This is a genomic window from Sinorhizobium terangae (genome assembly GCF_029714365.1).
In the GTDB taxonomy this organism is placed as follows: domain Bacteria; phylum Pseudomonadota; class Alphaproteobacteria; order Rhizobiales; family Rhizobiaceae; genus Sinorhizobium; species Sinorhizobium terangae.
On the sequence record NZ_CP121659.1, the window covers coordinates 2,438,225 to 2,463,728 of the forward strand.

Annotated in this window: 27 protein-coding genes; 17 read left to right on the plus strand and 10 right to left on the minus strand. The window is 61.3% G+C overall.

Annotated elements, in window-relative coordinates:
* The first annotated feature begins 339 nt into the window (after nt 1-339).
* From QA637_RS11625 to QA637_RS11635, 3 genes are all read left to right on the plus strand, one after another.
* Entirely contained in the window at nt 340-2,676 is a 2,337-nt protein-coding gene (locus QA637_RS11625; RefSeq protein ID WP_153441266.1) for a marine proteobacterial sortase target protein, read from the plus strand.
* Nucleotides 2,669-3,337 (plus strand): class GN sortase, encoded by a 669-nt coding sequence (locus QA637_RS11630; protein ID WP_153441267.1) that lies wholly within the window; start codon nt 2,669-2,671, stop codon nt 3,335-3,337. The genes QA637_RS11625 and QA637_RS11630 overlap by 8 nt, the downstream gene beginning before the upstream one ends.
* Before the next feature lie 83 nt (nt 3,338-3,420).
* Complete coding sequence (locus QA637_RS11635) at nt 3,421-4,611, plus strand: PQQ-dependent sugar dehydrogenase (RefSeq protein WP_153441268.1); 1,191 nt, start codon at nt 3,421-3,423, stop codon at nt 4,609-4,611.
* Nucleotides 4,612-4,665: 54 nt separating this feature from the next.
* On the opposite strand, the gene QA637_RS11640 is transcribed toward QA637_RS11635, so the two are convergent.
* Complete coding sequence (locus QA637_RS11640) at nt 4,666-5,103, minus strand: hypothetical protein (RefSeq protein WP_283061504.1); 438 nt, start codon at nt 5,101-5,103, stop codon at nt 4,666-4,668.
* 185 nt (nt 5,104-5,288) lie between these two features.
* Between QA637_RS11640 and QA637_RS11645 the strand changes: the two genes are divergently transcribed.
* The 3 genes from QA637_RS11645 to QA637_RS11655 all read left to right on the plus strand — a co-directional run bounded on the left by QA637_RS11645 (nt 5,289) and on the right by QA637_RS11655 (nt 7,759).
* Nucleotides 5,289-6,188: a DMT family transporter gene (locus QA637_RS11645; protein ID WP_184108536.1), complete on the plus strand. Its 900-nt coding sequence runs from the start codon at nt 5,289-5,291 to the stop codon at nt 6,186-6,188.
* Between the two features lie 777 nt (nt 6,189-6,965).
* On the plus strand, nt 6,966-7,181 hold the full coding sequence (locus QA637_RS11650) for a cold-shock protein (protein WP_128442587.1): 216 nt from the start codon (nt 6,966-6,968) through the stop codon (nt 7,179-7,181).
* Nucleotides 7,182-7,330: 149 nt separating this feature from the next.
* Nucleotides 7,331-7,759, plus strand: coding sequence for a BA14K family protein (locus QA637_RS11655; RefSeq protein WP_153441271.1), 429 nt, complete (start codon nt 7,331-7,333; stop codon nt 7,757-7,759).
* 269 nt (nt 7,760-8,028) lie between these two features.
* Here QA637_RS11655 and QA637_RS11660 read toward each other — a convergent pair whose 3' ends face one another.
* On the minus strand, nt 8,029-8,670 hold the full coding sequence (locus QA637_RS11660; protein ID WP_283061505.1) for an MBL fold metallo-hydrolase: 642 nt from the start codon (nt 8,668-8,670) through the stop codon (nt 8,029-8,031).
* 123 nt (nt 8,671-8,793) lie between these two features.
* Nucleotides 8,794-8,955, minus strand: a complete 162-nt coding sequence (locus QA637_RS11665; RefSeq protein WP_167528333.1) for a hypothetical protein — start codon at nt 8,953-8,955, stop codon at nt 8,794-8,796.
* A gap of 214 nt (nt 8,956-9,169) precedes the next feature.
* Between QA637_RS11665 and QA637_RS11670 the strand changes: the two genes are divergently transcribed.
* Nucleotides 9,170-9,799 carry a DUF1236 domain-containing protein gene (locus QA637_RS11670; RefSeq protein ID WP_153441273.1) on the plus strand — a complete coding sequence of 210 codons (630 nt, stop codon included), beginning with the start codon at nt 9,170-9,172 and terminating at the stop codon, nt 9,797-9,799.
* A gap of 401 nt (nt 9,800-10,200) precedes the next feature.
* Nucleotides 10,201-10,467, plus strand: coding sequence for a hypothetical protein (locus QA637_RS11675; protein WP_283061509.1), 267 nt, complete (start codon nt 10,201-10,203; stop codon nt 10,465-10,467).
* A 207-nt stretch (nt 10,468-10,674) separates the two neighbouring features.
* On the opposite strand, the gene QA637_RS11680 is transcribed toward QA637_RS11675, so the two are convergent.
* A complete protein-coding gene (locus tag QA637_RS11680; protein WP_153441275.1) occupies nt 10,675-11,565 on the minus strand; it encodes a branched-chain amino acid aminotransferase in 891 nt (296 codons plus the stop codon).
* A 269-nt stretch (nt 11,566-11,834) separates the two neighbouring features.
* Between QA637_RS11680 and QA637_RS11685 the strand changes: the two genes are divergently transcribed.
* The 3 genes from QA637_RS11685 (at nt 11,835) to QA637_RS11695 (ending at nt 14,554) form a co-directional block, all read left to right on the plus strand.
* The gene (locus QA637_RS11685; protein WP_184108535.1) at nt 11,835-12,317 is read left to right on the plus strand and encodes a MarR family winged helix-turn-helix transcriptional regulator; all 483 of its coding nucleotides are present in this window, start codon (nt 11,835-11,837) and stop codon (nt 12,315-12,317) included.
* A 139-nt stretch (nt 12,318-12,456) separates the two neighbouring features.
* Entirely contained in the window at nt 12,457-13,158 is a 702-nt protein-coding gene (locus tag QA637_RS11690; RefSeq protein WP_153441276.1) for a response regulator, read from the plus strand.
* A gap of 13 nt (nt 13,159-13,171) precedes the next feature.
* Entirely contained in the window at nt 13,172-14,554 is a 1,383-nt protein-coding gene (locus QA637_RS11695) for an ATP-binding protein (RefSeq protein ID WP_153441277.1), read from the plus strand.
* A gap of 15 nt (nt 14,555-14,569) precedes the next feature.
* On the opposite strand, the gene QA637_RS11700 is transcribed toward QA637_RS11695, so the two are convergent.
* The 5 genes from QA637_RS11700 to QA637_RS11720 form a co-directional block, all read right to left on the minus strand.
* On the minus strand, nt 14,570-15,133 hold the full coding sequence (locus QA637_RS11700; RefSeq protein WP_153441319.1) for a protein-tyrosine phosphatase family protein: 564 nt from the start codon (nt 15,131-15,133) through the stop codon (nt 14,570-14,572).
* A 5-nt stretch (nt 15,134-15,138) separates the two neighbouring features.
* Nucleotides 15,139-15,480, minus strand: a complete 342-nt coding sequence (locus QA637_RS11705) for a tRNA-binding protein (protein ID WP_153441278.1) — start codon at nt 15,478-15,480, stop codon at nt 15,139-15,141.
* Between the two features lie 26 nt (nt 15,481-15,506).
* Nucleotides 15,507-16,325, minus strand: coding sequence for a pyrroline-5-carboxylate reductase (proC, locus tag QA637_RS11710; RefSeq protein ID WP_153441279.1), 819 nt, complete (start codon nt 16,323-16,325; stop codon nt 15,507-15,509).
* 1 nt (nt 16,326) lies between these two features.
* Nucleotides 16,327-16,827 (minus strand): type III secretion system chaperone family protein, encoded by a 501-nt coding sequence (locus QA637_RS11715; RefSeq protein ID WP_136506450.1) that lies wholly within the window; start codon nt 16,825-16,827, stop codon nt 16,327-16,329.
* 545 nt (nt 16,828-17,372) lie between these two features.
* Entirely contained in the window at nt 17,373-17,639 is a 267-nt protein-coding gene (locus tag QA637_RS11720; protein ID WP_153441280.1) for an accessory factor UbiK family protein, read from the minus strand.
* A gap of 182 nt (nt 17,640-17,821) precedes the next feature.
* On the opposite strand from QA637_RS11720, the gene lgt reads away from it, so the two are divergent.
* From lgt to QA637_RS11750, 6 genes are all read left to right on the plus strand, one after another.
* Complete coding sequence (gene lgt / locus QA637_RS11725) at nt 17,822-18,664, plus strand: prolipoprotein diacylglyceryl transferase (RefSeq protein ID WP_153441320.1); 843 nt, start codon at nt 17,822-17,824, stop codon at nt 18,662-18,664.
* A gap of 12 nt (nt 18,665-18,676) precedes the next feature.
* Nucleotides 18,677-19,780, plus strand: coding sequence for a class I SAM-dependent methyltransferase (locus QA637_RS11730; RefSeq protein WP_153441281.1), 1,104 nt, complete (start codon nt 18,677-18,679; stop codon nt 19,778-19,780).
* Between the two features lie 246 nt (nt 19,781-20,026).
* On the plus strand, nt 20,027-20,821 hold the full coding sequence (gene pgeF, locus QA637_RS11735; protein ID WP_153441282.1) for a peptidoglycan editing factor PgeF: 795 nt from the start codon (nt 20,027-20,029) through the stop codon (nt 20,819-20,821).
* A gap of 1 nt (nt 20,822) precedes the next feature.
* Nucleotides 20,823-21,974 carry a M24 family metallopeptidase gene (locus QA637_RS11740; RefSeq protein ID WP_153441283.1) on the plus strand — a complete coding sequence of 384 codons (1,152 nt, stop codon included), beginning with the start codon at nt 20,823-20,825 and terminating at the stop codon, nt 21,972-21,974.
* Between the two features lie 177 nt (nt 21,975-22,151).
* Nucleotides 22,152-23,084, plus strand: coding sequence for a hypothetical protein (locus tag QA637_RS11745; RefSeq protein WP_153441284.1), 933 nt, complete (start codon nt 22,152-22,154; stop codon nt 23,082-23,084).
* Nucleotides 23,085-23,356: 272 nt separating this feature from the next.
* Entirely contained in the window at nt 23,357-24,289 is a 933-nt protein-coding gene (locus QA637_RS11750) for a ribose-phosphate pyrophosphokinase (protein ID WP_153441285.1), read from the plus strand.
* A gap of 79 nt (nt 24,290-24,368) precedes the next feature.
* Here the strand turns inward: QA637_RS11750 and QA637_RS11755 are convergent, their stop codons facing one another.
* Nucleotides 24,369-25,403 (minus strand): aldo/keto reductase, encoded by a 1,035-nt coding sequence (locus QA637_RS11755; RefSeq protein ID WP_283061514.1) that lies wholly within the window; start codon nt 25,401-25,403, stop codon nt 24,369-24,371.
* Nucleotides 25,404-25,504: the final 101 nt, after the last annotated feature.

Consider the following 25,504-nt stretch of genomic DNA (forward strand, 5'->3'; position numbering starts at 1 on the left):
CGGCGGCAAAGCCGCGCAAAATGCGTCACCATGACAAAGTTTCATGAATGCCATCGAAGCGATCGATCGGTGATACCCTCGCCCTCAGGCGTGCACGGTCCTGACAAAGCCAATCCATCTCGCGCCTAGCTGGGGTCGCGGCGGCAGGGAATCGACACCAGAAACGAACGTCCGCGCTTCAAATTTTCTTCAAAAAAATCAGCGTGTTTTGCCGCTTTCTGCAATGCCTTAATTTGGTCACAACAACTGTCGCGGAGCGCCGCAATTTAGTCCCGCAAGAGCCGATTTCCGGGCCTCTTCTACCATGACGTGAATGCATTCGCATCGTGGGGGTATGCAATGTTTTTCGACGACGAAATCGCCACTGCGCGCACCCGGCACAACGAGGCGCGCTGGGGCTTTTATCTGGCGCTCGCGGCACTTGCGGCCTGCATCGTGATGATCCTCGGCCTGTTGGCGCAGGCTTCAGCTCAAGCGGCCGAACCCAGGCCGCAGCGGCTGGCCGGCTATGTCCGCCCCAATGACATGGGGACCGGCACACTGCTCTTTCCTTCCAGGGAACCTGGCTATTTCGTCGAGGCGCCACGGCTGGCAACCGACGTCGAGATAAACGTCAACGGTCCCATCATGCGGACCCGTGTCACCCAGCGCTTCGAAAACCCGAGCAAGGGCTGGGTCGAGGGCACCTACGTCTTTCCGCTCCCCGAGGACTCCGCCGTCGATACGCTGAAGATGCAGATCGGCGATCGCTTCATCGAGGGAAAGATCAAGCGGCGGGCCGAGGCCAAGGAAATCTACGAACAGGCCAAGGCCGAGGGCAAAAAGGCCGCGCTTCTCGAGCAGCAGCGACCAAACATCTTCACCAACCAGGTCGCCAATATCGGTCCAGGCGAAACCATCGTCGTGCAGATCGAGTATCAGAGCGGCGTTCGCCAGTCGAACGGGGTCTTTTCCTTCCGCTTCCCGATGGTCGTCGCGCCCCGTTACAATCCGCAGCCGATCGTCAACACGGTCGATATCGACGGCCGCAGCGGCTATGCCGTGAGCGAGCCGGTTCCGGATCGGGAGAAGATCGAGGCGCCGGTGCTCGATCCGAAAGAAAACGCCAAGGTCAACCCGGTAACGCTCACGGTCAACCTCAAGGCCGGTTTCCCGATCGCAAGCGTTAGCTCGCCCTATCACGAGGTCGAAATCGCATCACTCGACGAACTCAGCCGCCGGATCACGCTCAAAAACGGCAGCGTTCCGGCCGACAAGGATTTCGAACTGAGCTGGAAGGCGATCGAAGGCAAGAGCCCCTATGCCGGTCTCTTCCGCGAGACGGTGGGCGGCAAGACCTATCTGCTTGCCTTCGTGACGCCGCCATCTGCCGTCGAGGCCGGCAAGGCAGTCAAGCGCGAGGTCGTTTTCGTCATCGACAATTCCGGCTCGATGGCCGGCCCATCGATGGAACAGGCCAAGGAGAGCCTTGCGCTGGCGATTTCACGACTGAACAACGATGACCGCTTCAACGTCATCCGCTTCGACGACACGATGACCGTGCACTTTCCCGAACTCGTTGCCGCCACGCCCGACAAGCGCGAGGATGCCATCGCGTTCGTGCGCGCGCTCACCGCTGAGGGTGGCACGGAAATGTTGCCGGCGCTGGAGGCGGCCCTTCGCACCCAGGGACCGGTGCAACCCGGCGCCTTGCGCCAGGTGATTTTCCTTACCGACGGCGCTATCGGCAACGAGAGCCAGCTTTTCGACGAGATCCGCAACAGTCGCGGCGATGCCCGTGTCTTTACCGTCGGTATCGGTTCCGCTCCCAACAGCCATTTCATGACCAAGGCCGCCGAGTATGGCCGTGGCACCTTCACCCTGATCGGCTCGGAGAGCGAGGTCGCCTCCCGCATGGTTGAGCTTTTCGAGAAACTCGAAAACCCGGTCATGACCGAAATTTCAGCTGCGTTTGACGGTATTGCCGCAGCGGACATCACCCCCGACCCTATGCCCGACCTCTACCGCGGCGAACCGGTGGTGCTGACGGCGGAGCTTGCCGGCGCAGCGCCGGAAGGCAAGCTCAGGATCGTCGGCAAGGCGGGAGACCAACCCTGGCGGGTCGAGATGGACATCGCCAAGGCGGCACCTGGCGAGGGCATCGCCAAGCTCTGGGCGCGCCGCAAGATCGATGATCTCGAGGCGAGCGCCGCGGCAATCGCGGATCCGGCTGAACTCGATCGGCAGATCGAGACCGTCGCGCTGGCTCATCATCTCGTGTCACGCGTCACCAGCCTTGTCGCGGTCGACGTCACCCCTTCCCGCCCGGCCGGAGAGCCGCTCGCCGGCGCCAAGGTTCCGTTGAACCTTCCGGAAGGATGGGATTTCGGCAAGGTCTTTGGCGAGAACCCGGCCGACCCGGGCAAGATCGATGAGCGTGAGGCAGCGGGCGACCGGAGCGAACGCGCCATGCTGGTTGCCGACCGCATGGCCGCAGCACCGACGGCGCGCGCCGCAACCCTGATCGCCGAGGCGAACAACCAGGTGAACCTGCCGCAGACGGCAACCGAGGCCGACAGGCAGATACTGATCGGTCTGATGCTGCTTGCGATCGCGCTCCTGGCCGGCACCACCTTCGCTTTCTGGCGGGAGCAGATCGCCGCGTTCATTGTCGAAAGGGTTCACCGCCATGGCTGACGACGATGATTTCTCCGGGCAGCGTGCCGGCTTTCTTGCCAGACTGTCGGCGATCGAAACGATCGTCGTGGCGATCATCGCCCTCGTTGCGCTTGCCGGCCTGCTGCTGATCGGCAAGGGCTTCTACATGAAGGCCAAGGCCGAGGTTTCGCAGGTCCTGTTGCGAAAGAGTTTCGAAGAACAGCTTCGCGGCAACGCCGACGGCAGGCCCTGGCCTTGGGCGGATTTCGAGACCGAGGCGGAAATCTCCGCACCCCGCATCAATCGCTCGGCAATCGTCCTTGCCGGAGCAAGCGGCGAGGCTCTTGCCTTTGGCCCCGCCTGGCTCGCCAACACGCCACTACCAGGCGATGAAGGAACATCCGTGATCGCCGCCCATCGCGACACGCATTTCCGCTGGCTGAAGGACGTGAGCCCCGGTGACCTCCTGGTGCTGACGCGCAAGGATGGCCGCCGCTTCATTTTCCGCGCCGGCGAAGGCCGTGTCGCCCGCTGGGACGAAAGCGGCATCAACGCGTCTGCCAGCGGACACCACCTTGCGCTCGCCACGTGCTGGCCCTTCGATGCCGTCGAACAGGGGCCGATGCGCTATATCGTCAATGCTGAACTCGTCGGCGAGCAGCGCGCCGTTCCGCTCACCACGGGCTCGATCTCCCGATAAAGCCGTTTTGATCCGATTTGACTTGAAAGACAGGCGCCTGCGCCCCAGCTTACCTCAACCGAAGGCACAATCCGGAGAATGGCATGCGGCGCTCGCTCTTGAGGGCAGGTTTGACGAACCTCCCGGCCCTGTTGACGCGGCCTGCGGCCCTTTGTCTTTCCGGCTTTCTCTGCCTCCTTGCCCCGCCGGTCGCGACCGCACAAGGGGCGCAGGAATTTTCCACCCAGACCGGCACAGTTCTCGTCGAAACGCTCGCAACCGGGCTCCGCCACCCCTGGGCTATCGAGGTGATGCCGGACGGCGGCCTCGTCGTCACCGAGCGCCCGGGACGGCTGCGCATCCTGCGCGACGGCGAGCTATCCGCCCCGATCGATGGCGTGCCCGATGTGGCCGCTCGCGGCCAGGGCGGATTGCTCGATGTGGCCCTCGATCCGCAATTCGCCACCAACCGCGTGCTTTACCTGACCTACTCCGCCAGTGACGGCGACGGCTATGGCACGGTGCTTGTGCGAGCGGCTCTCTCCGACGACCAACGGCGCTTGAGTGACATCAAGGAACTGTTCCGGATGAGCAAGTTCACCGGCGGGGGCCAGCATTTCGGCTCGCGCATCGCCATCGACAAGGACGGCAGCCTGTTCTTCGGCATTGGTGATCGCGGTCAAGGTGACCGGGCGCAGGACCCGCGCGACCACGCCGGCGCCATTCTGCACATCAACCCCGACGGCAGCATTCCGGCTTCCAACCCCTATCGCGGCGGCACCGAAGGTCTCGCCGAGATCTGGTCGAAAGGACACCGCAATCCGCAAGGCATCACCTTCGACCGGGGTGACGGCAAGCTCTTGACCGTCGAGCATGGTGCGCGCGGCGGTGATGAAGTGAACAACCCGCAGCCGGGCAAGAACTACGGCTGGCCGGTGATCACCTACGGCAAAGACTACTCCGGCGCAGAAATCGGCGAAGGCACGGCCAAGGAGGGCCTTGAACAGCCTCTCTACTATTGGGATCCGTCGATCGCCCCGGGGGCGCTCGCTGTTTACCGCGGCAGCATGTTCCCGGAATGGGACGGCGACCTCTTGGTCGCGGCGCTGAAATACCAATTGCTCGTCCGCCTGGAGAGAGACGAAAACGGCGCGATCACCTCCGAGGAACGACTGTTCGACGGCGAATTCGGCCGCATCCGGGATGTGATCGTGGCGCCGGACGGCGCGCTGCTGATGGTGACCGACGAAGACAATGGCGCCGTTCTCCGAGTCTCCAAGGCTCCGACCCAGTAACGGCGTTCAGTGCACATCCAGAAAAAGTGACGGCTTTCCATCCGGAATTGGGTTTCAGCCCGTTCGAAGCGATGCCCGCACCTCCTTGCGAAACATGAATTTTAGCCCCGACCAGACCGGGTCGATGGCGCAGACCTTCACATCCACGAGATCGAGCGGCAGAAATATCTCGCGCAAATCATTCTCGGTCAGGTCCGTCGCAACGCCCGAGGACCGGTTCGGCCACGAGACCCAGAACATTCCGTCCGCCCTAAGCCACGCCGCGAGCGCATCGGCCCGACTTTCGAGCGCGGTCCGGTCGGTTTCGAAGACATGGATGTAGTCATAGCGGCGTGAGACGGTCCGGCCGATCGAAGTGTCGGCAAGTGCGAAACCGGGAAAGGCAGCAATTTCAGGAAGGGTGGACGGAACGGCAAGAATGAGCGCGGTCTGCCCGTCGCGCAGGCCGAGCTTTTTTATCAGTGGTGTTCCGGAATAGCCTGCGTCGCTCATCGGATCACGTCAGGTCCCTACGGCGGGAGTCGCCATCGTCACATCACCGGTTTTTCCCCATCGAGGAGGCGAAGGATGAGGCTTGCCCCGCAAAAACGCAACTGATAGAGCGGCTTTGCAATCACCGGAGCGGCATGGCTTTGGATTGCCTCGATCCAGAACCGTCACGATCCGGGAGCACAGCCGTGACTCGCCTCCAGGCCAATCTATTCCTGCTGTTTTCCGGTGCGATCTGGGGGGCCGGTTTTGTCGCTCAATCGACTGCGATGGAGGCAATCGGTCCGCTCTGGTTCATCGGCCTGCGTTTCGCGATCGCGACGATCGTCGCGCTGCCGCTGGCGGTTGTCGAAGGAAAAATTGCCAAGAAGCCGCTTCCGCAAAAATCGATCCGCAACTTCATTGTCATCGGCCTGGCGCTCTTCGGCGGCGCGGTGACGCAGCAGTTCGGGCTTCTGACGACGAGCGTGACCAATTCCGGCTTTCTGACGGGGCTCTACGTCGTCTTCGTACCGATATTGACCGTCGTGTTCCTGCGCCGCAGGCCGCATTGGGTCATCTGGCCGGGCGCCCTGCTTGCGACCTTCGGCATCTTCCTTCTGAGCGGTGGGGCACTTTCGAGCCTGACCGGCGGAGATCTCCTGACGATCGTCTGTGCGCTCTTCTGGGCAATCCAGATGCTGCTCGTCGGCATCTTCGCCTCCGATACCGGTCGCCCGATGCTGCTATCGATGGTGCAATTCGCCGTCTGCGCCGTGCTTGGTTGCGTACTCGCAGCCTTCACCGAACCGCTAAGCCTCGAGGTGATCGAGAACGCCCTGCCCCAGATCCTTTACGCCGGCGTGTTTTCAAGCGGCGTCGCCTTCATCTGCCAGGTTGTCGGCCAGCGCTACACGACGGCACCGCAGGCGGCGATCTTCCTGTCAAGCGAGGCTCTTTTCGCCGCTCTTTTCGGGGGGCTGCTGCTTGGCGAAGTCATCACGCCAATCGGTTACCTTGGCTGCGCCGTCATTTTCGTGGCGATGCTGGCGGTGGAACTCATTCCTGAACTGGCGAAACGGCGCCAGGAGGCAGAAGCAGCCGCTTGATGCGACTCAACCTACAGCGCCCGGCGTCCGATCAGACGGCTCGCTGTAGACTTTGAAATCCTGCATGATTTTGTCCTTAAACCGATTCCGATTTTAGGAATCATGCCTTAGGCAAGAATTCTCTGTACAGCGGGCAAGCTGAACTTACGGTATTACTTATTACTGTCCAGTAGCGCCAATTTTGCTTCGGAATGAGACAAGCCAAGCACCACCGCGGGCGAAGTTTGCTGTATTCCTTGCAGATTTTCTGCAAAGATTTGCGACAGAGCTTTGCCGCTTCCGGAACATGAGACATATCAGGCGCTTGCGATTTTCGAACGAAACCGCGCGAAGCCGCGGCATGATCGAGAGCGACAAAATATGACGCAAATCGTCCAGTCCAGCCGCACGCGTGTTCAAAAAGCTGTGATTTCAACAGCTTGCGATGCGTTCATAATATCCCGCGCCGCGACGGCAACTGATCGATTTTTGAGCAATGGCAAGCTGCAATACCTCGTCAGAAAAGTTTTGCTTGCCAATTCAAAATAAACCCATCACTCTTACTGTGTTCGGGCAATCTGCGAACACGGGAAGATCTTGAATTATAAGCGGGCCGGAGACGCAAGCCACTCCGGGCGGCCAGATTGGGGGGGAGGCTTGTTTTCCCTTCTTATGGCTGGTCGCGATAACAGGACCCTTTCCTCAAATTTCGAGAACTGCCTGCCCCCACGCCCATTTTGGGCAAAACTGCAATGCTGCCCGCGCCGTCAAGCGGGTGGAGAGAAAAGGACCTGACGCATGGCCGAAACTGGCACTGTAAAATTCTTCAACACCGACAAGGGCTTTGGTTTCATCAAGCCTGACAATGGTGGTGCAGACATCTTCGTACATATTTCAGCCGTGCAGGCTTCGGGCCTGAGCGGCCTTACGGAAAATCAGAAGGTAAGCTTCGACACCGAACCGGATCGCCGCGGCAAAGGCCCGAAGGCGGTCAACCTGCAGATCGCCGGCTGATACGGCCTCTGCTGACATTTAAGTTTAAGTTGCAGCCCGGCAAACTTGCCGGGTTTTTTCATTCAGGCTGCGTTCAGTTTGGACGCCATAGAGTCCGTTCATGATGAAAACCGGAACTGATTCCGGCCCCATGCATAGGATTGAAGCCCATGAACAAATTCATCAAAGCCGCTGTTCTCTCCGTTGCCGCAGCTGCGGTGGTCCTCCCGACCTTCGGTACCGCCCAAGCAGGAGATCACGATGATGCATGGGCCGCGGGCGCCGTGGGCCTAGTCACAGGCACGCTCATCGGAGGCGCGATCGCCTCGCAGCCGCGCTACTACAGCGAGCCGGTCTATAGCCAGCGCGTCTATGTCGATCCGGAACCCGAATATTACGAGCCCCGCCCGGTCTACCAGCCGCGTCCGGTTTACCAGGCTCGCCCGGTCTATCGCCGCGTCGCTGTGGAGAGCTACGGCCTCGAACCGTGGACACCGGCCTGGTATCGCTATTGCTCGCAGCGCTACCGCTCGTTCGATCCGGACAGCGGCACCTTCGTCGGTTATGACGGCCGCAGCCATTTCTGCACCGCCGGCTGATAGAAGCGCGGCAGTCTGAACGATGGCACACGCCTTTGTACGAGGCGTGTGCCATTTTGATTCATGCAGCGTTTCAAGGTGCTGTAGCGCCCTTTGCGCGTCTCCAAAGACGCGCGGCGCTGCAGGACGAGCTTAATCCTTCGGCTGGCCGAAGGATTAGTGCATCGGCCCGAAAATCGGACCCGATTTTCGGAAAGCACGATGCGTGGAATCAAAGAGTTACAGCGTCGTTCGTCCTAAAGGACGCACGGCGCTGTAATGCCGCAATGTCAGAGCCCCCTGAGATAGGGATTGCTGCGGCGTTCCTCGCCGATCTGCCCGCCGGGCCCGTGGCCGCAGATGAAACCGACGTGATCGCCAAGCGGCAGGATCTTGTCGCGAATCGAGGCAAGCAACTGCTGATGATTGCCGCCGGGCAAGTCGGTGCGCCCGATCGAACCGTGAAAGAGCACGTCACCCACATGGGCGAAGTTCTGCGCCCTGTTGAAATAGACCACGTGGCCCGGCGCATGGCCCGGACAATGCAGCACCTCGAAGACATGATCGCCGAAGGAGACGGTATCACCGTCTTCGAGCCACCGGTCGGGCAAGACGTTCTGCACCTTCATCGTCAAGCCGAAGCGCTCCGCCTGGCTTTCCAATCGCTCAAGCAGGGGCTGGTCGTCCTTGTGCGGACCGATGATCTCGAGCCCTAGCGCCTCCTTCAATTCCTTGGCGCCGCCGGCATGATCGATATGGCCGTGCGTGAGCCAAATCGCTTTCAGCGCGATGCCGTTCTCCCGAATCGTCTGCAGGATGATGTCGACGTCACCGCCCGGATCGACGACCACGCCCTCCTTGGTTTCACTATCGAACAGGATCGTGCAGTTCTGTTCGAAATGCGTAACCGGGATAATGCCCGCCTGTAACATGCGACCTCGCTTTGCTTATGGGTCCTCGGTTGAAATGTGGGGGGTGACCCCGCGCATACCAACCCGAACTCGTTCCGTTCCGCGGCCACCTATAGCGACAGAAGGGCGGGATGACAGCCCCGTTCACCGCAACGAGGCGATTTCCGGTGCCGGAGCTGGCGAAGGCAACTGCACTGTCGTCAGCAGTAAGGCCGATACCGCCAGCTTCGACACCACGACGACAATCACCAGCGGGCGAAGCCTCTGGGCCGTCGTCCTGCCTTCATAGATGAGTTCGTGCTCCATTTCATTACCCTCGGATTGCAGCAGACCGCCCCTTCCGGGGACGGGAAAATATCGAAGTTTCACGCGGCCTTTCGACACTCGGGACGGCCGGCCACATCGCTTCGATCGCCGGCGCCGGGACAATGTCTCTCATCCTCACATTTCGTGATGTCACGGGGGGAACATCCCGGTTCCGCGAGGCGTTTCGCATCCATCACGCAATAGGAGCAAGACGATGAAGACCCCCTCCACCCATCTGTTTCGAGCGGTTGCGGCAGCGGGTTTGATGCTCGCCGCTGGCGCGTCGACGGGTTATGCCGCGATGAGCGCAACCGCGGTGACGGATCTCAACGTCCGCGCGGGCCCTGGCCCGCAATATCCGACAGTGGGCCTTGCAACGCGCGGCAGCCCCGCGGTCCTCGATGGATGCATTCAGGGCAGCAACTGGTGCCGCATCAGCGTCAACGGAATTCGCGGCTGGGCCTATGCCCGATATCTCGCAACCGATCTCGGCGGGTCCTCCGTTGTGATCGAGCAGCGTCGCACTGACCTCGCAATTCCTTCCGTGACCTATCAGGTACAGCCGGGCGATCCGACGATCGCGACCACCGCGGAACCGCTGGAACTGATCGGCCCGGTCGAAGAGGTTGACGCCATCACGCCACCTCCGGCAGTAAGCACCTATATCACCGAAAATCCCGCCGATACGGTTTATCTCGAAGGCGAGCCCGTTATCGGCGCGGCATTGCCGAGTACAGTCGCCGTCCGCGAGATTCCGGACTACGGCTATGATTATGTCACCATCAACGGACAGCCCGTGCTGGTAGAACCGGCGACACGGCGCATTGTTTACGTCTATCGCTGACATAATCGTGGATACGGCCTGCTCTTCTCTCCCAACATGAAGCAGCGCGCTTGGGTCAGCGCGCTGCAGAGAGGATGATTCGCCGAATCACGCGCACATATGCGCGTCCTGCTAAAGAAAACGCTTGCCGCCCGCACGGAATTACTCGGCTTTCTTCTGCCAAAAGCACCTTCTACTATTCGCCAGATCCTTCCCTGAGCACCGAGCGCCAAGGAAAATAACAATATGGATCAAGGCATTATAGTAATTCCAGCGCCTCTTCCGAAGCACCAGTCATCGCCGCAGCTTCCGCACAACCTCAACGTCGAAATTGACAGTTTCCGCTTTCGGTCTCAACCTCTCCGTGCCGGATCATCGGCGCATCGCGGGCTCTTGGACGGGGGCCGCAGACGGAGGGTTCAATGGAAGCATTAATGCCTATCATTACCCAATTGACCGCGGGGGCAGCGGGTGGCAACGCAGCCAGCGCAATGCTGAAGCAGCAGGCATTCGGGGTTGTGGCGCGAACGATCGTAGGCGCCATCGGCGGTCTCGGCGGCGGGTTCCTGATCCAGATGTTTGGCGGGGAAGCAGCAGCTACCGGTCTTGGCATGCAGGCAATTGGCGGCGTTGTCGGCGGCGGCGTGCTGAGCGGCATCGTCGGACAGTTCCTCGGCAAGACGGCATGACGTCTCCCTCCTGCATGATTCCTCAAATCGGAATCGTTTGAGGATAAGGTCATGCAGCAATTCAACGTGCTACAACGCCGCGCGTCTCGTAAGACGCGCGGCGTTGTAGCGATATCCACACGAACACAAAAGGCGGCCGCAGGTCGCCTTTTACTGAATCCTGTGTCGAACGCCTCCGATTCTGCGGAGGCGGAGGAGCTGTTGTGATTATTCTGCTGCCGCTGCGACTGGATTAACTTCCTTCGTATAGTCATTCATCAGCGTTTCGCTGATCGCGGCGGGCGCGAAGCGATAGGGGCCGATCTCCGATACCGGAGTGACCTCGGCAGCCGAGCCGGTCAGGAAGCATTCCGAAAAGCCGGAAAGCTCTTCCGGCATGATTGCTCGTTCGACCACCTCGTAGCCCCGGCGCTTGGCAAGTTCGATGACCGTCCGACGTGTGATTCCGTCCAGGAAACAGTCCGGAACAGGCGTATGCAGAACGCCGTCCTTTACGAAGAAGACGTTGGCGCCGGTCGCCTCGGCCACCTGGCCACGCCAATCGAGCATCAGAGCGTCCGCATAGCCCTTGGCTTCGGCCGCGTGCTTCGAGATCGTGCAGATCATGTAGAGGCCCGCGGCCTTGGACTTCGACGGAGCTGTCCGCGGATCGGGACGACGATACTCCGCGATATCAAGGCGAATGCCCTTCAACTTCTCTGCCGGATTGAAATAGCTGCCCCATTGCCAGATGGCGATGGAGACGTTGATGCGGCTGTTCTGGGCGGAGACGCCCATCTGCTCGCTGCCGCGCCAGGCGATCGGTCGGACATAGGCCTCGGAAAAACCCTGGCGCTTCAGCAACTCGTTGCTGGCACTGTCGAGTTCCTCCACCGAATAGGGAATCTTGAAGCCCAGAATGGCCGCAGATTGGTGGAGCCGCTGATTGTGTTCCGTAAGCTTGAAGATGCGCCCGCCATAGGCGCGTTCGCCTTCGAAAACCGCGCTCGCGTAGTGCAGCCCATGCGTCAGCACATGTATCTTTGCATCCTTCCAGGGCACGAACTCGCCGTTGAACCAGATTTCACCGTCCAACTGATCAAAGGGAATAGCTGCCATGGTATTATCCTCCGGCGCGTAAGCACCATATCTACTGTTGATTATCTTGCTGTTTCCAGTTTATCGGCAAACAGACTGGGGGAGAATTCAATTTCATGATTTTGGATTTGCGAACGGAAACGCGCGGCCCATCCTCCAACGGCGACATCGGGCCCGATGTTTCGCCCGACGAGCCGATCGCTATCAATGGCGTAAAAATATGTCAACAAAACTGACATATTTTGCGATATATTTCGTGAACTGCAATTTGGTTGAAAGGAAATGACTGCGTGCCCGGCCGACCTAAGGACAACACCGAGTACCTGACCGAAGTTGCCGGTCAGGAGGAGGACACGATAGATTTCGAGATCATCGAGCTGCTCTTCTTTGCCTATCGCGACTTCACCGGTGATCCGGACGCCATACTCGAAAAGAGCGGCTTCGGCCGAGCACATCACCGCGTCGTGCATTTCGTCAATCGCGAGCCCGGGATGACAGTCGCCGACCTTCTCGAGACGTTGAAGATCACCAAGCAGAGCCTTGCTCGCGTTTTGAAGCAGCTTATCGATTCCGGCTATATTCGGCAGGTGACCGGCCCTGAGGACAGACGGCAGCGAATGCTTTACACCACAGAGGAAGGCAAGGCGCTGGCCCGGGCGCTTGCTGAGCCACAGTCCCGCCGCATAGCAAAGGCATTGGCAAAAACGGGTCCCGGCGCGCGTGAAACCGTGAAGCGTTTTCTCGCCAACATGAAGAATGCCGCCGCGGACTGATGTTCATGGGACCTCTGTCTTGAGCTTCATTCGAGTGAGGCGGACAGATCCGTGGAATCGGGGAATTGGGCGGCCGCCGCGCATCTGCTTGAATGCGTGATCCGGCCGGCCGGCTTGCGGAAGATGAGGGTGTCGAGCAATGACAGTAAAAGCGAAAGTCTCCGACGATGCGGCGCATCTTCTGATCGTCGATGACGACCGACGGATTCGAGACCTGCTCAACCGCTACCTGGTCGAGCAGGGTTTCCGGGTGACGACGGCTGGCGATGCCGACGAGGCGCGGCGCAAGCTGATCGGCATTGATTTCGATCTCCTGATCGTCGATGTAATGATGCCCGGTGAGAGCGGCATTCAACTGACGCAGAGCCTGAGGCATATCAAAACGGTGCCGATTATCATGCTGACGGCGCTGGCGGAATCGAATTCGCGCATCGAAGGCCTTGAGGCAGGTGCGGACGACTATCTGCCGAAGCCTTTCGAGCCGCGCGAACTCGTGCTCCGCATCAACAACATCCTGCGCCGCAACCAGCCGACACAGGCGCCCAAGGTCGATCAGGTCATTTTCGGCCCCTACACCTTCTCCGTGGTGCGCAAGGAGCTCCGTCGCGGTGCCGATCATATCCGTCTCACCGACCGCGAACAGGAGATCATGACCCTGTTTTCCCAACGCGCTGGGGAGACCATTCCCCGGCATGAACTGATCGGAGACGATGCCGAGGTCGGCGAACGGACGATCGACGTGCAAATCAACCGGCTAAGGCGCAAGATCGAGGACGACCCGTCCAACCCCATCTGGCTTCAAACGGTGCGCGGCATCGGTTACCGGCTGAGTGTGGACTAAATGCGGGAGAGTCATGGCAAGCTTTGACAGCATCAGGCGCGAAGGAACGGGCCCCGCCGACGGGGCCTGGAAACGCCTGACGCGGTGGTTGCGCCGCCGCCTGCCGATCGGCCTTTACGCGCGCTCGCTGCTGATCGTCATCATTCCAATGGTGCTGCTGCAGTCGGTCGTCGCCTTCGTCTTCATGGAGCGCCACTGGCAGCTCGTGACGCAACGCCTCTCGGCCGCTGTGACCAGCGACATAGCCTCGATCGTCGATCTGATCACGACCTTTCCGCGCGATGGCGATATCGACCAGATCGTGCGCATTGCCCGTGAACAACTCAATCTGAACATCGCCGTCGAGCCTGGCGGTGATTTGCCACCGCCACGCCCCAAGCCCTTCTTCGAAATCCTCGACCAGATCCTCAGCGAGGAGATTTCGAACCAGATCCGCCGCCCCTTCTGGATCGACACCGTCGGCAATTCGAAGATCGTCGAGATCCGCATCAAGCTCGATGATGGCCGCATCCTCAGGGTCTATGCGCGGCGCAACCAGGCCTATGCTTCCAACACCCATATCTTCCTGGTCTGGATGGTCGGCGCCTCGCTCGTGCTGCTGACGATTGCGATCCTCTTCCTGCGCGGGCAGATCAAGCCGATCCTGGCGCTGGCAAGCGCTGCGGAAAGCTTCGGCAAGGGCCAGAAGATCGACGACTTCGCGCCGCGCGGCGCCGAGGAAATCCGCCGCGCCGGTCTTGCCTTCATCCTCATGCGCGAACGCATCGAGCGCCAGATCGAGCAGCGCACCGCAATGCTGACCGGCGTCAGCCACGATCTGCGCACGATCCTCACACGCTTCAAGCTGCAACTCGCACTCGCCGGCAACAACCCGGACCTCGAAAGCCTCAACAACGATGTCGAGGACATGCAGAACATGCTGGAAGGCTATCTAGCCTTCGCGCGGGGCGAGGCGGAAGAGGATGTCGGTGAGTTGAAACTCAGCGACCTCATGACCCGCCTTGCGGCCGAGGCGGAGCTATACGGCAAGACGCTGACGACCTCGATCGAAGGAGAAGACGATATCCGGGTAAGGCCCGCCGCCTTCACCCGCCTCGTCGCCAATCTTGCATCGAATGCTTATCGCTACGCCAATTCGGTGCGGATCGAGGCGCGCCACAGTGCGAAGTGGCTGACGATTACGGTCGACGACGACGGGCCCGGCATTCCGGAGAGATCGAGAGAGGACGTGTTCAAGCCGTTCTTCCGCCTCGACGAGGCCCGCAACCTCGACAGTTCTGGCACGGGGCTCGGGCTCGCGATCGCCCGCGATATCGCGCGAAGCCACGGAGGGAACGTCACCCTCGGCGACAGCCCACTCGGCGGTTTGCGCGCAACAGTGCGCGTGCCGACGTGATCGCGGAGCTCTTCGTTATCGCGAATAGGCAGCGGTAAGGCCGCGCCGGAGATTGAAGCGGTGCCACGCGTCGATCCGGCGCGGATAGCGAGCGCGCATTGCGTCGAGCGGGGCAAGCAGCCTGCCCTCGCGGCCGAGGGAGGCATCGAGGATTTCGACGATCCGGCGGTTTGGCCAGGGCTTGCGGGTGATCGTCAGCAGCGCCGCGAAGGCCTCGTCCTCTCTGCCCTTTCCAAATTGATGGGCGATCAGCCCGTAGGCGAAAGCCGTCGAACGGCTGACGCCGGCATGGCAATGGACCAGGATACGGCTCGATTGATCGTCGGCGACCGGCCTCATGGCCTCGAAAACATCCAGGACGAGATCAGGGAAATGCTGCGTCGCGCCGGCATTTTCCTGATCGCGCATGCGCACCACGCGGTGCGCGACATCGGCGATGGAGGGCACGTCCGTTTCCGGCAATTCCGGATCGAGAAGGGAGAGCACATGGCTCGCCCGCCATTCCCGCGCAACTTCCGCCGCGCGCCAGAGGCAGGAAACCTTGACGCGTTCGCAGACAACGTCGCGGCTAATCGTCATAACGCTCACATCAACTTCTTGCCGTTCGGCACCGGCTTGTCGGTCGCCGCCAGCACGATTGCACCGGCCTCATCCTCGAAACCGAGGGTCAGCACCTCGGAACGCACTGGGCCGATCTGGCGTGGCGGAAAGTTAACCACGCCCAGCACCTGTCGTCCGACGAGATCCTCCGGCTTATAGTGCACAGTAATTTGCGCCGATGACCGCTTTATGCCGATTTCGGAACCGAAATCGATTTTCAGCTTGAGTGCGGGCTTGCGTGCCTCCGGGAAGGGCTCGGCTTCGATGATCGTTCCGACGCGAATGTCGACGCGCTCGAAATCGGCGAAGGAAATGGTCTCGGCCATGATCGTGCTCTTGAAATTGCGGTGATTTATCCGGCCAGTTCCTCGGCGCGCTTGCGCGCGGCTGCGATGGCCTTGTTGAAGAGCGGCTGCATTCCGTCGTCGGCCATTAGAATGGCAAGTGCCGCGGCCGTCGTGCCGCCGGGAGAAGTTACATTCTGGCGCAACTGCGCGGCATCGTCGGGGGACTGATGCAGGAGTTCACCAGCCCCCGCGACGGTTTCCCGAGCGAGACGCATGGCGAGGTCCGCCTTGAGGCCGGCCCTGCGCCCGGCCTCCGCCATGCACTCGACGAGATAGAAGACATAGGCCGGTCCACTGCCGGAAACGGCCGTCACGGCATCGATATCGGCTTCGGTCTCGACCCATTCGACCGGACCGCTGACCTTCAGAAGGTTATGAACCAGAGCGCGCTGCGCCTCTGTTACGCGCGCATTCGCATAGGCGCCGGTAACGCCGCGGCCGATCATCGCCGGAGTATTCGGCATGGCACGCACGGTTGCAGCTTCGCCAAGATGGCTTTCAATGGACCGGAGCGTCTTGCCTGCGGCGACGGAAACAATGACCGTCTGCGGACCGACGAGCCCTTTGAGCGGCGGCAATACGGCGTCCATGATCTGGGGCTTGACCGCCAGGAAGAGCACGCCCGCCTTGACGCCGTCCGGTGCGGATGTGGCATGGCTGACGCCATTGTCGGCAATCAGCTTCGCCATCGCCGGCGGCGGACCCGGATCGATGACGAGGACGTCGCCACCCTTGACGCCGCTCTTCAACCAGCCGCCAAGCATCGCACCGCCCATATTGCCGGCACCGATGAGGACGATTGGACCAGACACGGCTACAGCCATCTCACGCCTCCCCGACGGTTTCGAACAGCACCGCATCGACTGCACGTTGCGCGTCCATTCCGGACCAAACGACAAACTGGAACGCCTGGAAATAGGACTCGCAAGCATCGAGCGCACTCGACAACAGCACCTCGACCTGCTGATTCGTCGGTTCCGCGCCGCCCGCGAGCAAGAGAGATTGGCGGAAGATGATGACTTCTTCTTGGCGCCAGAGGTCGAAATGCCCCATCAGCACCTGGCCGTTGATATGGGAAAGCAGGCGGATCACCTCGTTGACGCGGCTTTCCGGCACCTTGATATCGAAGGCGCAAGCCAGATGCAGCGCCTCGAACTCCTCCATCCAGGAGAAGGAAACGTGATAGTCCGCCCATTTGCCTTCGACCGTCATGGCGATCTCGTCTTCACCGGAGCGCTCGAAAGACCAGTCATTGTTGGCGGCCACGAACTCGATCATATCGACCGGGTTGGACTGGCGTTCGACTTCCATTTCCAAAAGGCTCATGCATCACCCTTACGGCGCGGCACAGGCGCGCAAGATCGCGTTCACAAGACGCAACGCTGCAAACCCAATACCAGATACGGACACACTATGATTGCTGGACGCACGGCCATCCTGGCTTACTTACCCTGCCCGGAGCTTACGTGATCCGTTTCGAATCATCATTTAAAATCAGTGTATAACGGCAGAGTCAGCCTGCCAGCCCCTCGGGCGAAAAATTGCGGCGAAGAATGACGCCCGCGTTGCAGTTTTGATTCAGCACCGATGCTTAAGCGACTCTGCCATAAGGACTTTTTGGCAGTGTCCACAGGTGGAAAACTTTTCAGATTTTATTAACTCTAAGGCGCCGCACGTCTCTTCCGACAAACAAGATCGCCTAGCACTTTGAATTGCCGCATGATTCCTCAATTCGGAGTCCGATTTGAGGAATCATGCGGCACGCGCGATCGTATAGACACGCAGCAGTCTTCTACCCGCAGGCCCGCAGGAAACGCGATGAACCTCGCTCGCTCCGAGAACAGAGACGGAGCGGCAAGGCCAATAGGTCGTTACTTCTTCTTTCCGGTCTCTGCGAGGCGTGCTTCGAGCGCTTCGATGCGGGCAAGCAGCGCGTCGTTTTCGTCGCGCGCCTTGACGGCCATTTCCTTGATCGCCTCGAATTCCTCGCGCTTGACCACATCGAGCGAATTCAGCCAGCTTTCGGCCTGCGCGCGGAAAGCCGTCTCGACCTCGCGTCGCACGCCCTGGGCAGCGCCCGCCGCATCGGTCATCAGCTTGGCAAAATCGTCCAGAATGCGGTTGGCTCCAGTGCTCATTGTCCAGATCTCCATTTCAGCGTCGCGCAACAGCGCGGTCTTGAAATTGAGGTAGGGTCACCGGCGAAAGGATGCAAGGAAAATAAGATGGCGCTGGGGTGACGGCCGCCTCCGGCGGCTTGACCCGCCCGGATTCGATCGCCATGTTCCGCCAAAACAACCGGCCGGCACGAGACAAGACCTTGGAAACAATCGCCACCCGCCTCGCCATCCTCCCCTTCCCGGAAATCGACCCCGTCATCTTCACGATCGGGCCGCTTGCCATTCACTGGTACGGCCTCGCCTATGTCGCAGGCATCCTCATCGGCTGGTTCTATGCGCGCCGCATCGTCCAGAACACCGCGCTCTGGCGCAACGGGACCCCCGCATTCAACCTGACGCAACTCGACGATTTCCTGCTCTGGGTTGCCGCCGGCATCGTCCTTGGCGGACGCATCGGATACATCCTTTTCTACGATCTGAGCTCCGTCCTGCAAAATCCGATCCGCGCGATCGAGATCTGGAACGGCGGCATGTCGTTCCATGGCGGCTTGCTCGGCACGACGCTCGCGATGATCATTTTCGCGCGGCGCAACGCTATTGCCGTCTGGAGCCTGTTCGACGTCGTCGCCGCCGTGGTGCCGATCGGCCTCTTTTTCGGCCGCATCGCCAACTTCATCAACGGCGAACTTTGGGGACGTTTGTCGTCCATGCCCTGGGCGATCGTCTTTCCGACGGGCGGTCCCTTTCCCCGCCACCCGAGCCAGCTCTATGAGGCGGCGCTCGAAGGCATTCTGCTCCTCCTGGTGCTTGCCTATTTCGTCTACCGTCGCAAAGCATTGAAGGTCCCCGGCCTGGTCTGCGGCATATTCGTCTGCGGCTATGCCGCGAGCCGCATTTTTGTCGAATTCTTCCGCGAACCGGACGCTCAGATCGGCTATCTGGCCGGCGGCTGGCTGACCATGGGCATGGTGCTGTCGCTGCCGATGGCGCTCGCAGGCATATGGGCGATCGCGCGCGCACGCCGGGCAGCAGCGACCGCATAACTGGACGGGTGCATGACGAATCCTCTTGCCGACAAGATCAAGGCGCTGATCAAGACCAACGGGCCGATCAGCGTCACCGACTACTTTTCGCTCTGCCTCGCCGATCCGCAGCACGGCTACTACCGGGTCCGCGAGCCCTTCGGCCGCGCCGGCGATTTCACCACCGCGCCGGAGATCAGTCAGCTTTTCGGCGAAATGATCGGCATATTCCTGGTGCATGCGTGGCAGGAGCACGGCCGCCCTGAGCCTGCGATCATCGCCGAGATCGGCCCGGGCCGAGGCACGATGATGTCCGATACGCTGCGCGTCATCGCTCGGCTGGCGCCCGATCTCTATCGGTCGGCGAGCGTCCACCTCGTAGAGACGAGCGAGCGGTTGCAGAAGGTGCAGGCCGAAACGCTTGCGGGACACGAGGGCAAGGTCCATTGGCACGCGAGCTTCGAAACCTTGCCCGCAGGCTTTCTCCTGCTCGCGGCAAACGAGCTTTTCGACGCAATTCCCATCCGGCAATTCGTTCGCACCGCGCAGGGGTTCCGCGAGCGGATGGTCGGTCTCGACGCCGATGGCGAATTGATCTTCGCGGCCGGCGTTGCGGGCATCGACCCGTCGCTTCTGCCCTCGCCGGCGCAATCGGTCGCAGAAGGCACGATCTTCGAGATCGCCCCTGCACGCGACGCAGTAATGGCCGCGTTTTGCGAGCGTCTTCGCGCCGGCGGCGGTACGGCAATCATCATCGACTACGGACATCTGGCGACCGGCTACGGAGACACACTGCAAGCGGTGCGCGAGCATCGCTACGATCCTCCGCTCGCCAGCCCCGGGCGGGCGGATCTCACGAGCCATGTCGATTTCGAGCAGCTTGCCCGCCGCGCGAAGGCGGAAGGGCTGCAGGTCAACGGACTTGCCCATCAGGGTGACTTCCTCGTCGGCCTCGGCCTGCTCGAGAGGGCAGCCGCACTCGGCCGCGGCAAGGACACGCCGACACAGGAAGGCATTCGCGCCGCCGTCGAACGGCTCGCCGGCTCGGGAGCAGGAAAGATGGGCGAACTGTTCAAGGTGCTGGCGGTCAGCAGTCCCGAAGTCACGCTGGCGCCGTTCCAGAAAAAGGCACAGTAACGATCAACTGTCTACACCGTTGAGCGTCTTCTCACAGACACGGCCGCCGCCGTACCCCATTGAATTGTTGCATGTTTTACCCTCAAATCGATTGCGGTTCAGCAAACCCTGCAGCGGGCTGGCGGCGGTTGGGCGATTGACAGTGCCAGCATGCCGCGTCAACATCGCGCCGCAAATCAGCCGCAAGTCACCGGGCCGCGACGCGCCCCCAATTCCTATGAAACCTCAAGATAGCAAGGGCTACCGATGCAGGACGACGCCTCGCTTTCCCCGGTTCAGAGTCCGCTCTTCAGTACAAAGGCGGGACCGGCGATCGCACACGGCTATTTCACCCGCAAGGGCGGCGTTTCCGAAGGCATCTATCGCGGCCTGAATGTCGGCCTCGGTTCGAAGGACGACCGCGAACGCGTCGGCGAAAACCGGGCGCGCGTCGCGCGCTGGTTCGATGCCGAGCCGCGGCGCCTTGCAACCGTCCACCAGATCCACTCGCCGGACGCCGTCGTCGTCGACGGCAGCTATGACGGCGCGCGCCCCGATGCCGATGCGCTCGTGACTGCGACCCCGGGTATCGTGCTCGGCGTTCTTTCAGCCGATTGCGGGCCGGTGCTCTTTACCGATCCGCAAGCCGGCGTGATCGGCGCGGCCCATGCCGGTTGGAAAGGCGCGCTCGGCGGGATTCTGGAAAGCACCATCGAGGCGATGATCTCGCTCGGCGCGCGCCGCGAGCGGATCATCGCCTGCCTTGGCCCTTCGATCAGCCGCACGCACTACGAGGTCGGGGCCGAATTCGTCGAACGGTTCATTGCCACCGACGAGGACTATGCATCTTTCTTCAGCCCGTCCGGACAGAACGGCCATGCCATGTTCGACCTGCCGGGGCTGACAATCCGGCGACTGACGGAAGCCGGCGTGACGGCGGAAAATCTCGACATCTGCACCTACGCGGACGAGGACCGTTTCTTTTCCTACCGCCGCACGACGCACAGACAGGAGCCAGACTACGGCCGGCAGATGTCGGCGATCTGCATACGGGAGATTTGAAATGGCGCTTCAGTTTGCCGCAGAGGAATACGCAGCCCGCCTTGCGCGGCTGACGGCCAAAATGCAGGAAGAGAAGCTCGACGCCCTGCTGCTCTTTGCGCAGGAGAGCATGTACTGGCTGACCGGTTACGATACGTTCGGCTACTGCTTCTTTCAGACGCTGGTCGTCACGAAAGACGGATCGATGGTGCTCCTGACGCGCTCGGCCGACCTGCGCCAGGCGCGTCACACGTCCAATATCGAGCGCATTGAAATCTGGGTGGATCGGGTCAATGCCGATCCGGCGGTGGACCTCAAGAACCTGCTCAACGAACTCGACCTGCTCGGCTGCCGGATCGGCGTCGAATACGACACGCACGGCATGACCGGCAGAACGGCACGACTGGTCGACCACCAACTCGCCAACTTCGGCGAAATGATCGACGCCTCGCTCCTTGTGAGCCGCCTTCGCCTGATCAAGAGCCCCGCCGAAATCGCCCATGTCGAAAAGGCAGCCAGCCTCGCCGACGACGCGCTCGAAGCGGCCCTGCCACTGATCCGCCCGGGTGGCAGCGAGGCCGCCATTCTCGCGGCCATGCAGGGCGCGGTCTTTGCCGGCGGTGGCGACTATCCGGCCAACGAATTCATCATCGGCTCCGGCGCCGACGCCCTGCTCTGCCGCTACAAGTCCGGCCGGCGCACGCTCGACGCCAACGACCAGCTGACCCTCGAATGGGCAGGCGTCAGCGCCCATTACCATGCGGCAATGATGCGCACCGTCGTGATCGGAGAGCCGACCGCCCGCCACCGCGAGCTCTACAGCGCCTGCCGCGAGACGATCCAGGCGATCGAAATGGTGCTCCGCCCCGGCAACACCTTCGGCACCGTCTTCGACGTCCATGCCAAGATCATGGACGAACGCGGCCTCGCCCGCCACCGGCTGAACGCCTGCGGCTATTCTCTTGGTGCGCGCTTCTCCCCATCCTGGATGGAGCACCAGATGTTCCATGTCGGCAACCCTGAGGAGATCGAGCCGGACATGTCGCTCTTCGTGCACATGATCATCATGGATTCCGACAGCGGAACAGCCATGACCCTCGGCCAGACCTACCTCACGACACCCGAGAAGCCACGCGCGCTCTCACGTTACGGGCTGGACTTCATTTCTGCGTAAGGAAATCCGCCTATGATTTCCGACCGAGACGGAAGGCAGCTTCCTGGAGCATCCCTTGTGCGTTCATTTCAACGCACGGCGCTCTAGAAGCTGTCGGGAAGCGGAACGGGATCAGGGCGTGCGAAGCTCCCCTCCCGCTCCGACTGTTAGAGTCGAGACGGACGGACGGTGGGAACGATGCGCAAGCTGATCATGCCTATCGCAAGCCTTGGTCTTGCAACTGCACTTACAGGCTGCAACAGCACGGATGTGCTGATACCGCAGGTGGATGTGGGCGCCGGGAACTTCCGTTCCCCGCCCGTGACGCAGTCCGATCTCGACACCATGTCGACGCAAACGGCCATCGTTCCGGTGCAAACCGTGCCACCAAGCAGCACGGCCGCCTTCTCGGCGCAGCCGAACATCTCCAGCCCGCCGACGCAATATGCCACGGGCGATGCCACCTATACGGATCCTGCCGGCACGCTCGACGCCCAGGCAAACCGCCTTGCCGAAGGCACGGTGCCGATCCAGTCAAGGCAGGCCCAGACCGTACAAGACGAGGCCGAACAAGGCGAGACGGGCCCAGACGAGACTGGACAAGACGAGGTCGGGCAAGTTGAGGTAAGGAAGGTCCAGACCACGCGCATACAAAGCCCCGCCCCTCAGCAGGAGCCGGCCCCGCAGCAATCCGCGACGGAACCAGCAGCCAGCGCGCCCCAACAAGAAGTAGACCAGACCGCCGCCCTGCCAGCGGCAAGCGGCTCGGGCGGCATTCGCTTCCTGCCGATCATCGGTGCACCGGTCGAGGCGGTGACCCCGCTTTCGAAACAACTCGGCGCCGACGCCCGCGCGCAGGGGCTGGCGATCAAGGGCTCTGCGGACAAGACGAGCGAGCATATCCTCAAGGGCTATTTTTCGGCGCTCAACGACGGCGGCAAGACGACGGTCGTCTATGTCTGGGACATTCTCGACGGCAGCGGCAACCGCCTGCACCGCATCCAGGGCCAGGACACCGTGGGCAGCACGGCCGCCGAGCCCTGGAGCGCGGTCCCGCCGGAAACAATGCAGGCGATCGCCACCAAGACGATCAAAGCCTACCTCGATTGGCGTCAGTCGAGAGCAGGATGAGAAAAAGCGTGCGGTTTTCCGCCCGTATGCTCGCGACCCAAATCGTCGTGAACTTGGCCAGCTGACGCAAAGTTTTTAGGGTAATGGCCTTTGCGCCGCAGCATTCCCCCTTGCATTCAGGTTCAGGGACGCTAAAAAGCGGCCGATCAGCTCTGAACAGCGGCCATCCGTAAAGATTGCCCGCGATCGGAATGGCTCACGGATTTTGCGCGGAGAAAACCGCCCCGGACTGCACCCGGACGGAGGCCGCGCCAGCTCAAGGCGGACCGTCAATGAAGGTTTTCGCAGGCAATTCGAACCGGCTGCTTGCCGAAGCGATCTGCAACTATCTCAACCTGCCCCTCGGCAAAGCTACAGTAAGGCGGTTCGCCGACCAGGAAATCTTCGTTGAAATCGGCGAAAACGTGCGCGGCGAGGACGTTTTCATCGTCCAGTCCACCTCGTTTCCGACCAACGATCATCTGATGGAACTGCTCATCATGATCGATGCGGTGCGTCGATCTTCCGCCCGCCGCATCACCGCCGTCCTTCCTTATTTCGGCTATGCCCGACAGGACCGAAAGCCCGGTCCGCGCACGCCGATCTCCGCCAAGCTGGTCGCCAACCTCATCACCGAAGCTGGCGCCGACCGCGTTCTCACCCTCGATCTTCACGCCGGCCAGATCCAGGGCTTCTTCGACATTCCGACCGACAACCTCTATGCGGTTCCGATCCTGGCGCGCGACGTCAAGGAGCACTATGACCTGAAGAACGTCATGGTCGTCTCGCCGGACGTCGGCGGCGTCGTGCGCGCCCGTGCCCTTGCAAAACGCCTCGACTGTCTGCTGGCGATCGTCGACAAGCGCCGCGATCGCCCGGGCGAATCGGAAGTTATGAACGTCATCGGCGATGTGAGCGGCAAGGATTGCATCCTGATCGACGACATCGTCGATTCCGGTGGCACGCTTTGCAACGCCGCCGAGGCACTTTTGAAGAATGGCGCCACCAGCGTCACCGCCTACATCACCCACGGCGTCCTTTCCGGCGGCGCGGTGACCCGCGTCGCCTCCTCCATGCTGAAGGAACTGGTTATCACCGATTCCATCCAGCCGACGACAGCCGTCCAGTCGGCGCACAATATCCGCGTCATCTCGACCGCCGCCCTGATCGGTGAAGCGATCAGCCGCACCAGCCAGGAAGAGTCGGTTTCGAGCCTCTTCGACTGAAGTCGTTCGGTTCGACGAAGGTCACTGCAGCAGGAATGTGTTAACGCCGGCGCCCTAGCGCCGGCGTTCTTCTTAGAGCTTATCGACCTTTACCCAGGACCTGCGCCACCGGCTGGTCGGCTAGATTGTCGATGAACCAGTTCGGATAGACCGGCGCCGGCACGGTCTCTGCATCGAGCGCCGAAATTTCACCTTCCGTCAGGGTGAGCTCCGCAGCTCCGAGGTTGTCTGCCAACTGGTGCGGCTTGGAGGCCCCGAGCAACACGCTTGTTACTGCCTTCTTGGCGAGCAACCAGGCGATCGCTACTTGTGCCACGCTCGCCCCATGCGCGTCGGCGATGGTGCGCATGCGTTCCACGAGCCGGAACCCCTGTTCCTTGTCGAACGGCAGGATGTCGAAGCCCGAATAGCGGTTGTCCGGATCGCCGAGATTCTCGCGAGTGTATTTGCCGGAAAGGAAGCCCGAGGCGAGCGGGCTCCAGACGGTGAGCCCTAGCCCATAACGCTGTATCATCGGGATGACATCTCGCTCCACGTCGCGGCCAAGCAACGAATAATGCATCTGGCCATGGGTGAAGGGCGCAAGGCCATTGGCCTTCTGTATTTCGAGCGCCGCCGCGACCTTCCACGCCGACCAGTTCGAGAAGCCGATATAGCGCGCCTTGCCGGAGCGGATGACCTCGTCGAGCGCCGACAGCGTCTCTTCCAGCGGCGTGTAGGGATCCTCCTTGTGGACGATGTAGACGTCGATCCAGTCGGTGCCGAGCCGTTTCAGGCTCTGGTCCACGGACCAGAGAATGTGGCGGCGGGAGAGACCGGCCTGCGTCAGCGGCGTCCCGGTGCGAAAACCGACCTTCGTGGCGATCACCACCTCGTCGCGACGCGTCCTCAGCGCCTCGCCGAGAATGCGCTCCGACTGACCGGATGCGTATGCGTCGGCCGTATCGAAAAAATTGATGCCGGCATCCAGCGCTTTCCCGACGAGGGCGGCCGCCGCCTCGGCATCCGTCTTGTAGACTGCACCGATGCTGCGGTCGCCGGCCGTGAAGGTCATGGCGCCGAAAGCAAGACGCGAAACCACGAGACCGGTATTGCCGAGTGTTGTGTACTGCATGTTTTCCTCCGTTCTGCCCGATGGGCCACATTAGCGGTTGGCGGCGATCATGCCAAAACGGATTATTGTGAAAAATAGGATGTCTCTGTAAAGGTTATGAA

Coding starts and splice junctions, on each gene's coding strand:
- QA637_RS11720 (WP_153441280.1), bottom strand. CDS start 17,639: ATGAGCACTGGAGCCAACCGCATTCTGGACGATTTTGCCAAGCTGATG.
- QA637_RS11755 (WP_283061514.1), bottom strand. CDS start 25,403: ATGCAGTACACAACACTCGGCAATACCGGTCTCGTGGTTTCGCGTCTT.
- QA637_RS11680 (WP_153441275.1), bottom strand. CDS start 11,565: ATGGCAGCTATTCCCTTTGATCAGTTGGACGGTGAAATCTGGTTCAAC.
- QA637_RS11740 (WP_153441283.1), top strand. CDS start 20,823: ATGGCGCTTCAGTTTGCCGCAGAGGAATACGCAGCCCGCCTTGCGCGG.
- QA637_RS11695 (WP_153441277.1), top strand. CDS start 13,172: ATGGCAAGCTTTGACAGCATCAGGCGCGAAGGAACGGGCCCCGCCGAC.
- QA637_RS11750 (WP_153441285.1), top strand. CDS start 23,357: ATGAAGGTTTTCGCAGGCAATTCGAACCGGCTGCTTGCCGAAGCGATC.
- QA637_RS11630 (WP_153441267.1), top strand. CDS start 2,669: ATGGCTGACGACGATGATTTCTCCGGGCAGCGTGCCGGCTTTCTTGCC.
- QA637_RS11675 (WP_283061509.1), top strand. CDS start 10,201: ATGGAAGCATTAATGCCTATCATTACCCAATTGACCGCGGGGGCAGCG.
- proC (WP_153441279.1), bottom strand. CDS start 16,325: ATGGCTGTAGCCGTGTCTGGTCCAATCGTCCTCATCGGTGCCGGCAAT.
- QA637_RS11625 (WP_153441266.1), top strand. CDS start 340: ATGTTTTTCGACGACGAAATCGCCACTGCGCGCACCCGGCACAACGAG.
- QA637_RS11650 (WP_128442587.1), top strand. CDS start 6,966: ATGGCCGAAACTGGCACTGTAAAATTCTTCAACACCGACAAGGGCTTT.
- QA637_RS11700 (WP_153441319.1), bottom strand. CDS start 15,133: ATGACGATTAGCCGCGACGTTGTCTGCGAACGCGTCAAGGTTTCCTGC.
- QA637_RS11655 (WP_153441271.1), top strand. CDS start 7,331: ATGAACAAATTCATCAAAGCCGCTGTTCTCTCCGTTGCCGCAGCTGCG.
- QA637_RS11715 (WP_136506450.1), bottom strand. CDS start 16,827: ATGAGCCTTTTGGAAATGGAAGTCGAACGCCAGTCCAACCCGGTCGAT.
- QA637_RS11690 (WP_153441276.1), top strand. CDS start 12,457: ATGACAGTAAAAGCGAAAGTCTCCGACGATGCGGCGCATCTTCTGATC.
- QA637_RS11635 (WP_153441268.1), top strand. CDS start 3,421: ATGCGGCGCTCGCTCTTGAGGGCAGGTTTGACGAACCTCCCGGCCCTG.
- QA637_RS11670 (WP_153441273.1), top strand. CDS start 9,170: ATGAAGACCCCCTCCACCCATCTGTTTCGAGCGGTTGCGGCAGCGGGT.
- pgeF (WP_153441282.1), top strand. CDS start 20,027: ATGCAGGACGACGCCTCGCTTTCCCCGGTTCAGAGTCCGCTCTTCAGT.
- QA637_RS11730 (WP_153441281.1), top strand. CDS start 18,677: ATGACGAATCCTCTTGCCGACAAGATCAAGGCGCTGATCAAGACCAAC.
- QA637_RS11640 (WP_283061504.1), bottom strand. CDS start 5,103: ATGAGCGACGCAGGCTATTCCGGAACACCACTGATAAAAAAGCTCGGC.
- QA637_RS11660 (WP_283061505.1), bottom strand. CDS start 8,670: ATGTTACAGGCGGGCATTATCCCGGTTACGCATTTCGAACAGAACTGC.
- QA637_RS11705 (WP_153441278.1), bottom strand. CDS start 15,480: ATGGCCGAGACCATTTCCTTCGCCGATTTCGAGCGCGTCGACATTCGC.
- QA637_RS11665 (WP_167528333.1), bottom strand. CDS start 8,955: ATGGAGCACGAACTCATCTATGAAGGCAGGACGACGGCCCAGAGGCTT.
- QA637_RS11745 (WP_153441284.1), top strand. CDS start 22,152: ATGCGCAAGCTGATCATGCCTATCGCAAGCCTTGGTCTTGCAACTGCA.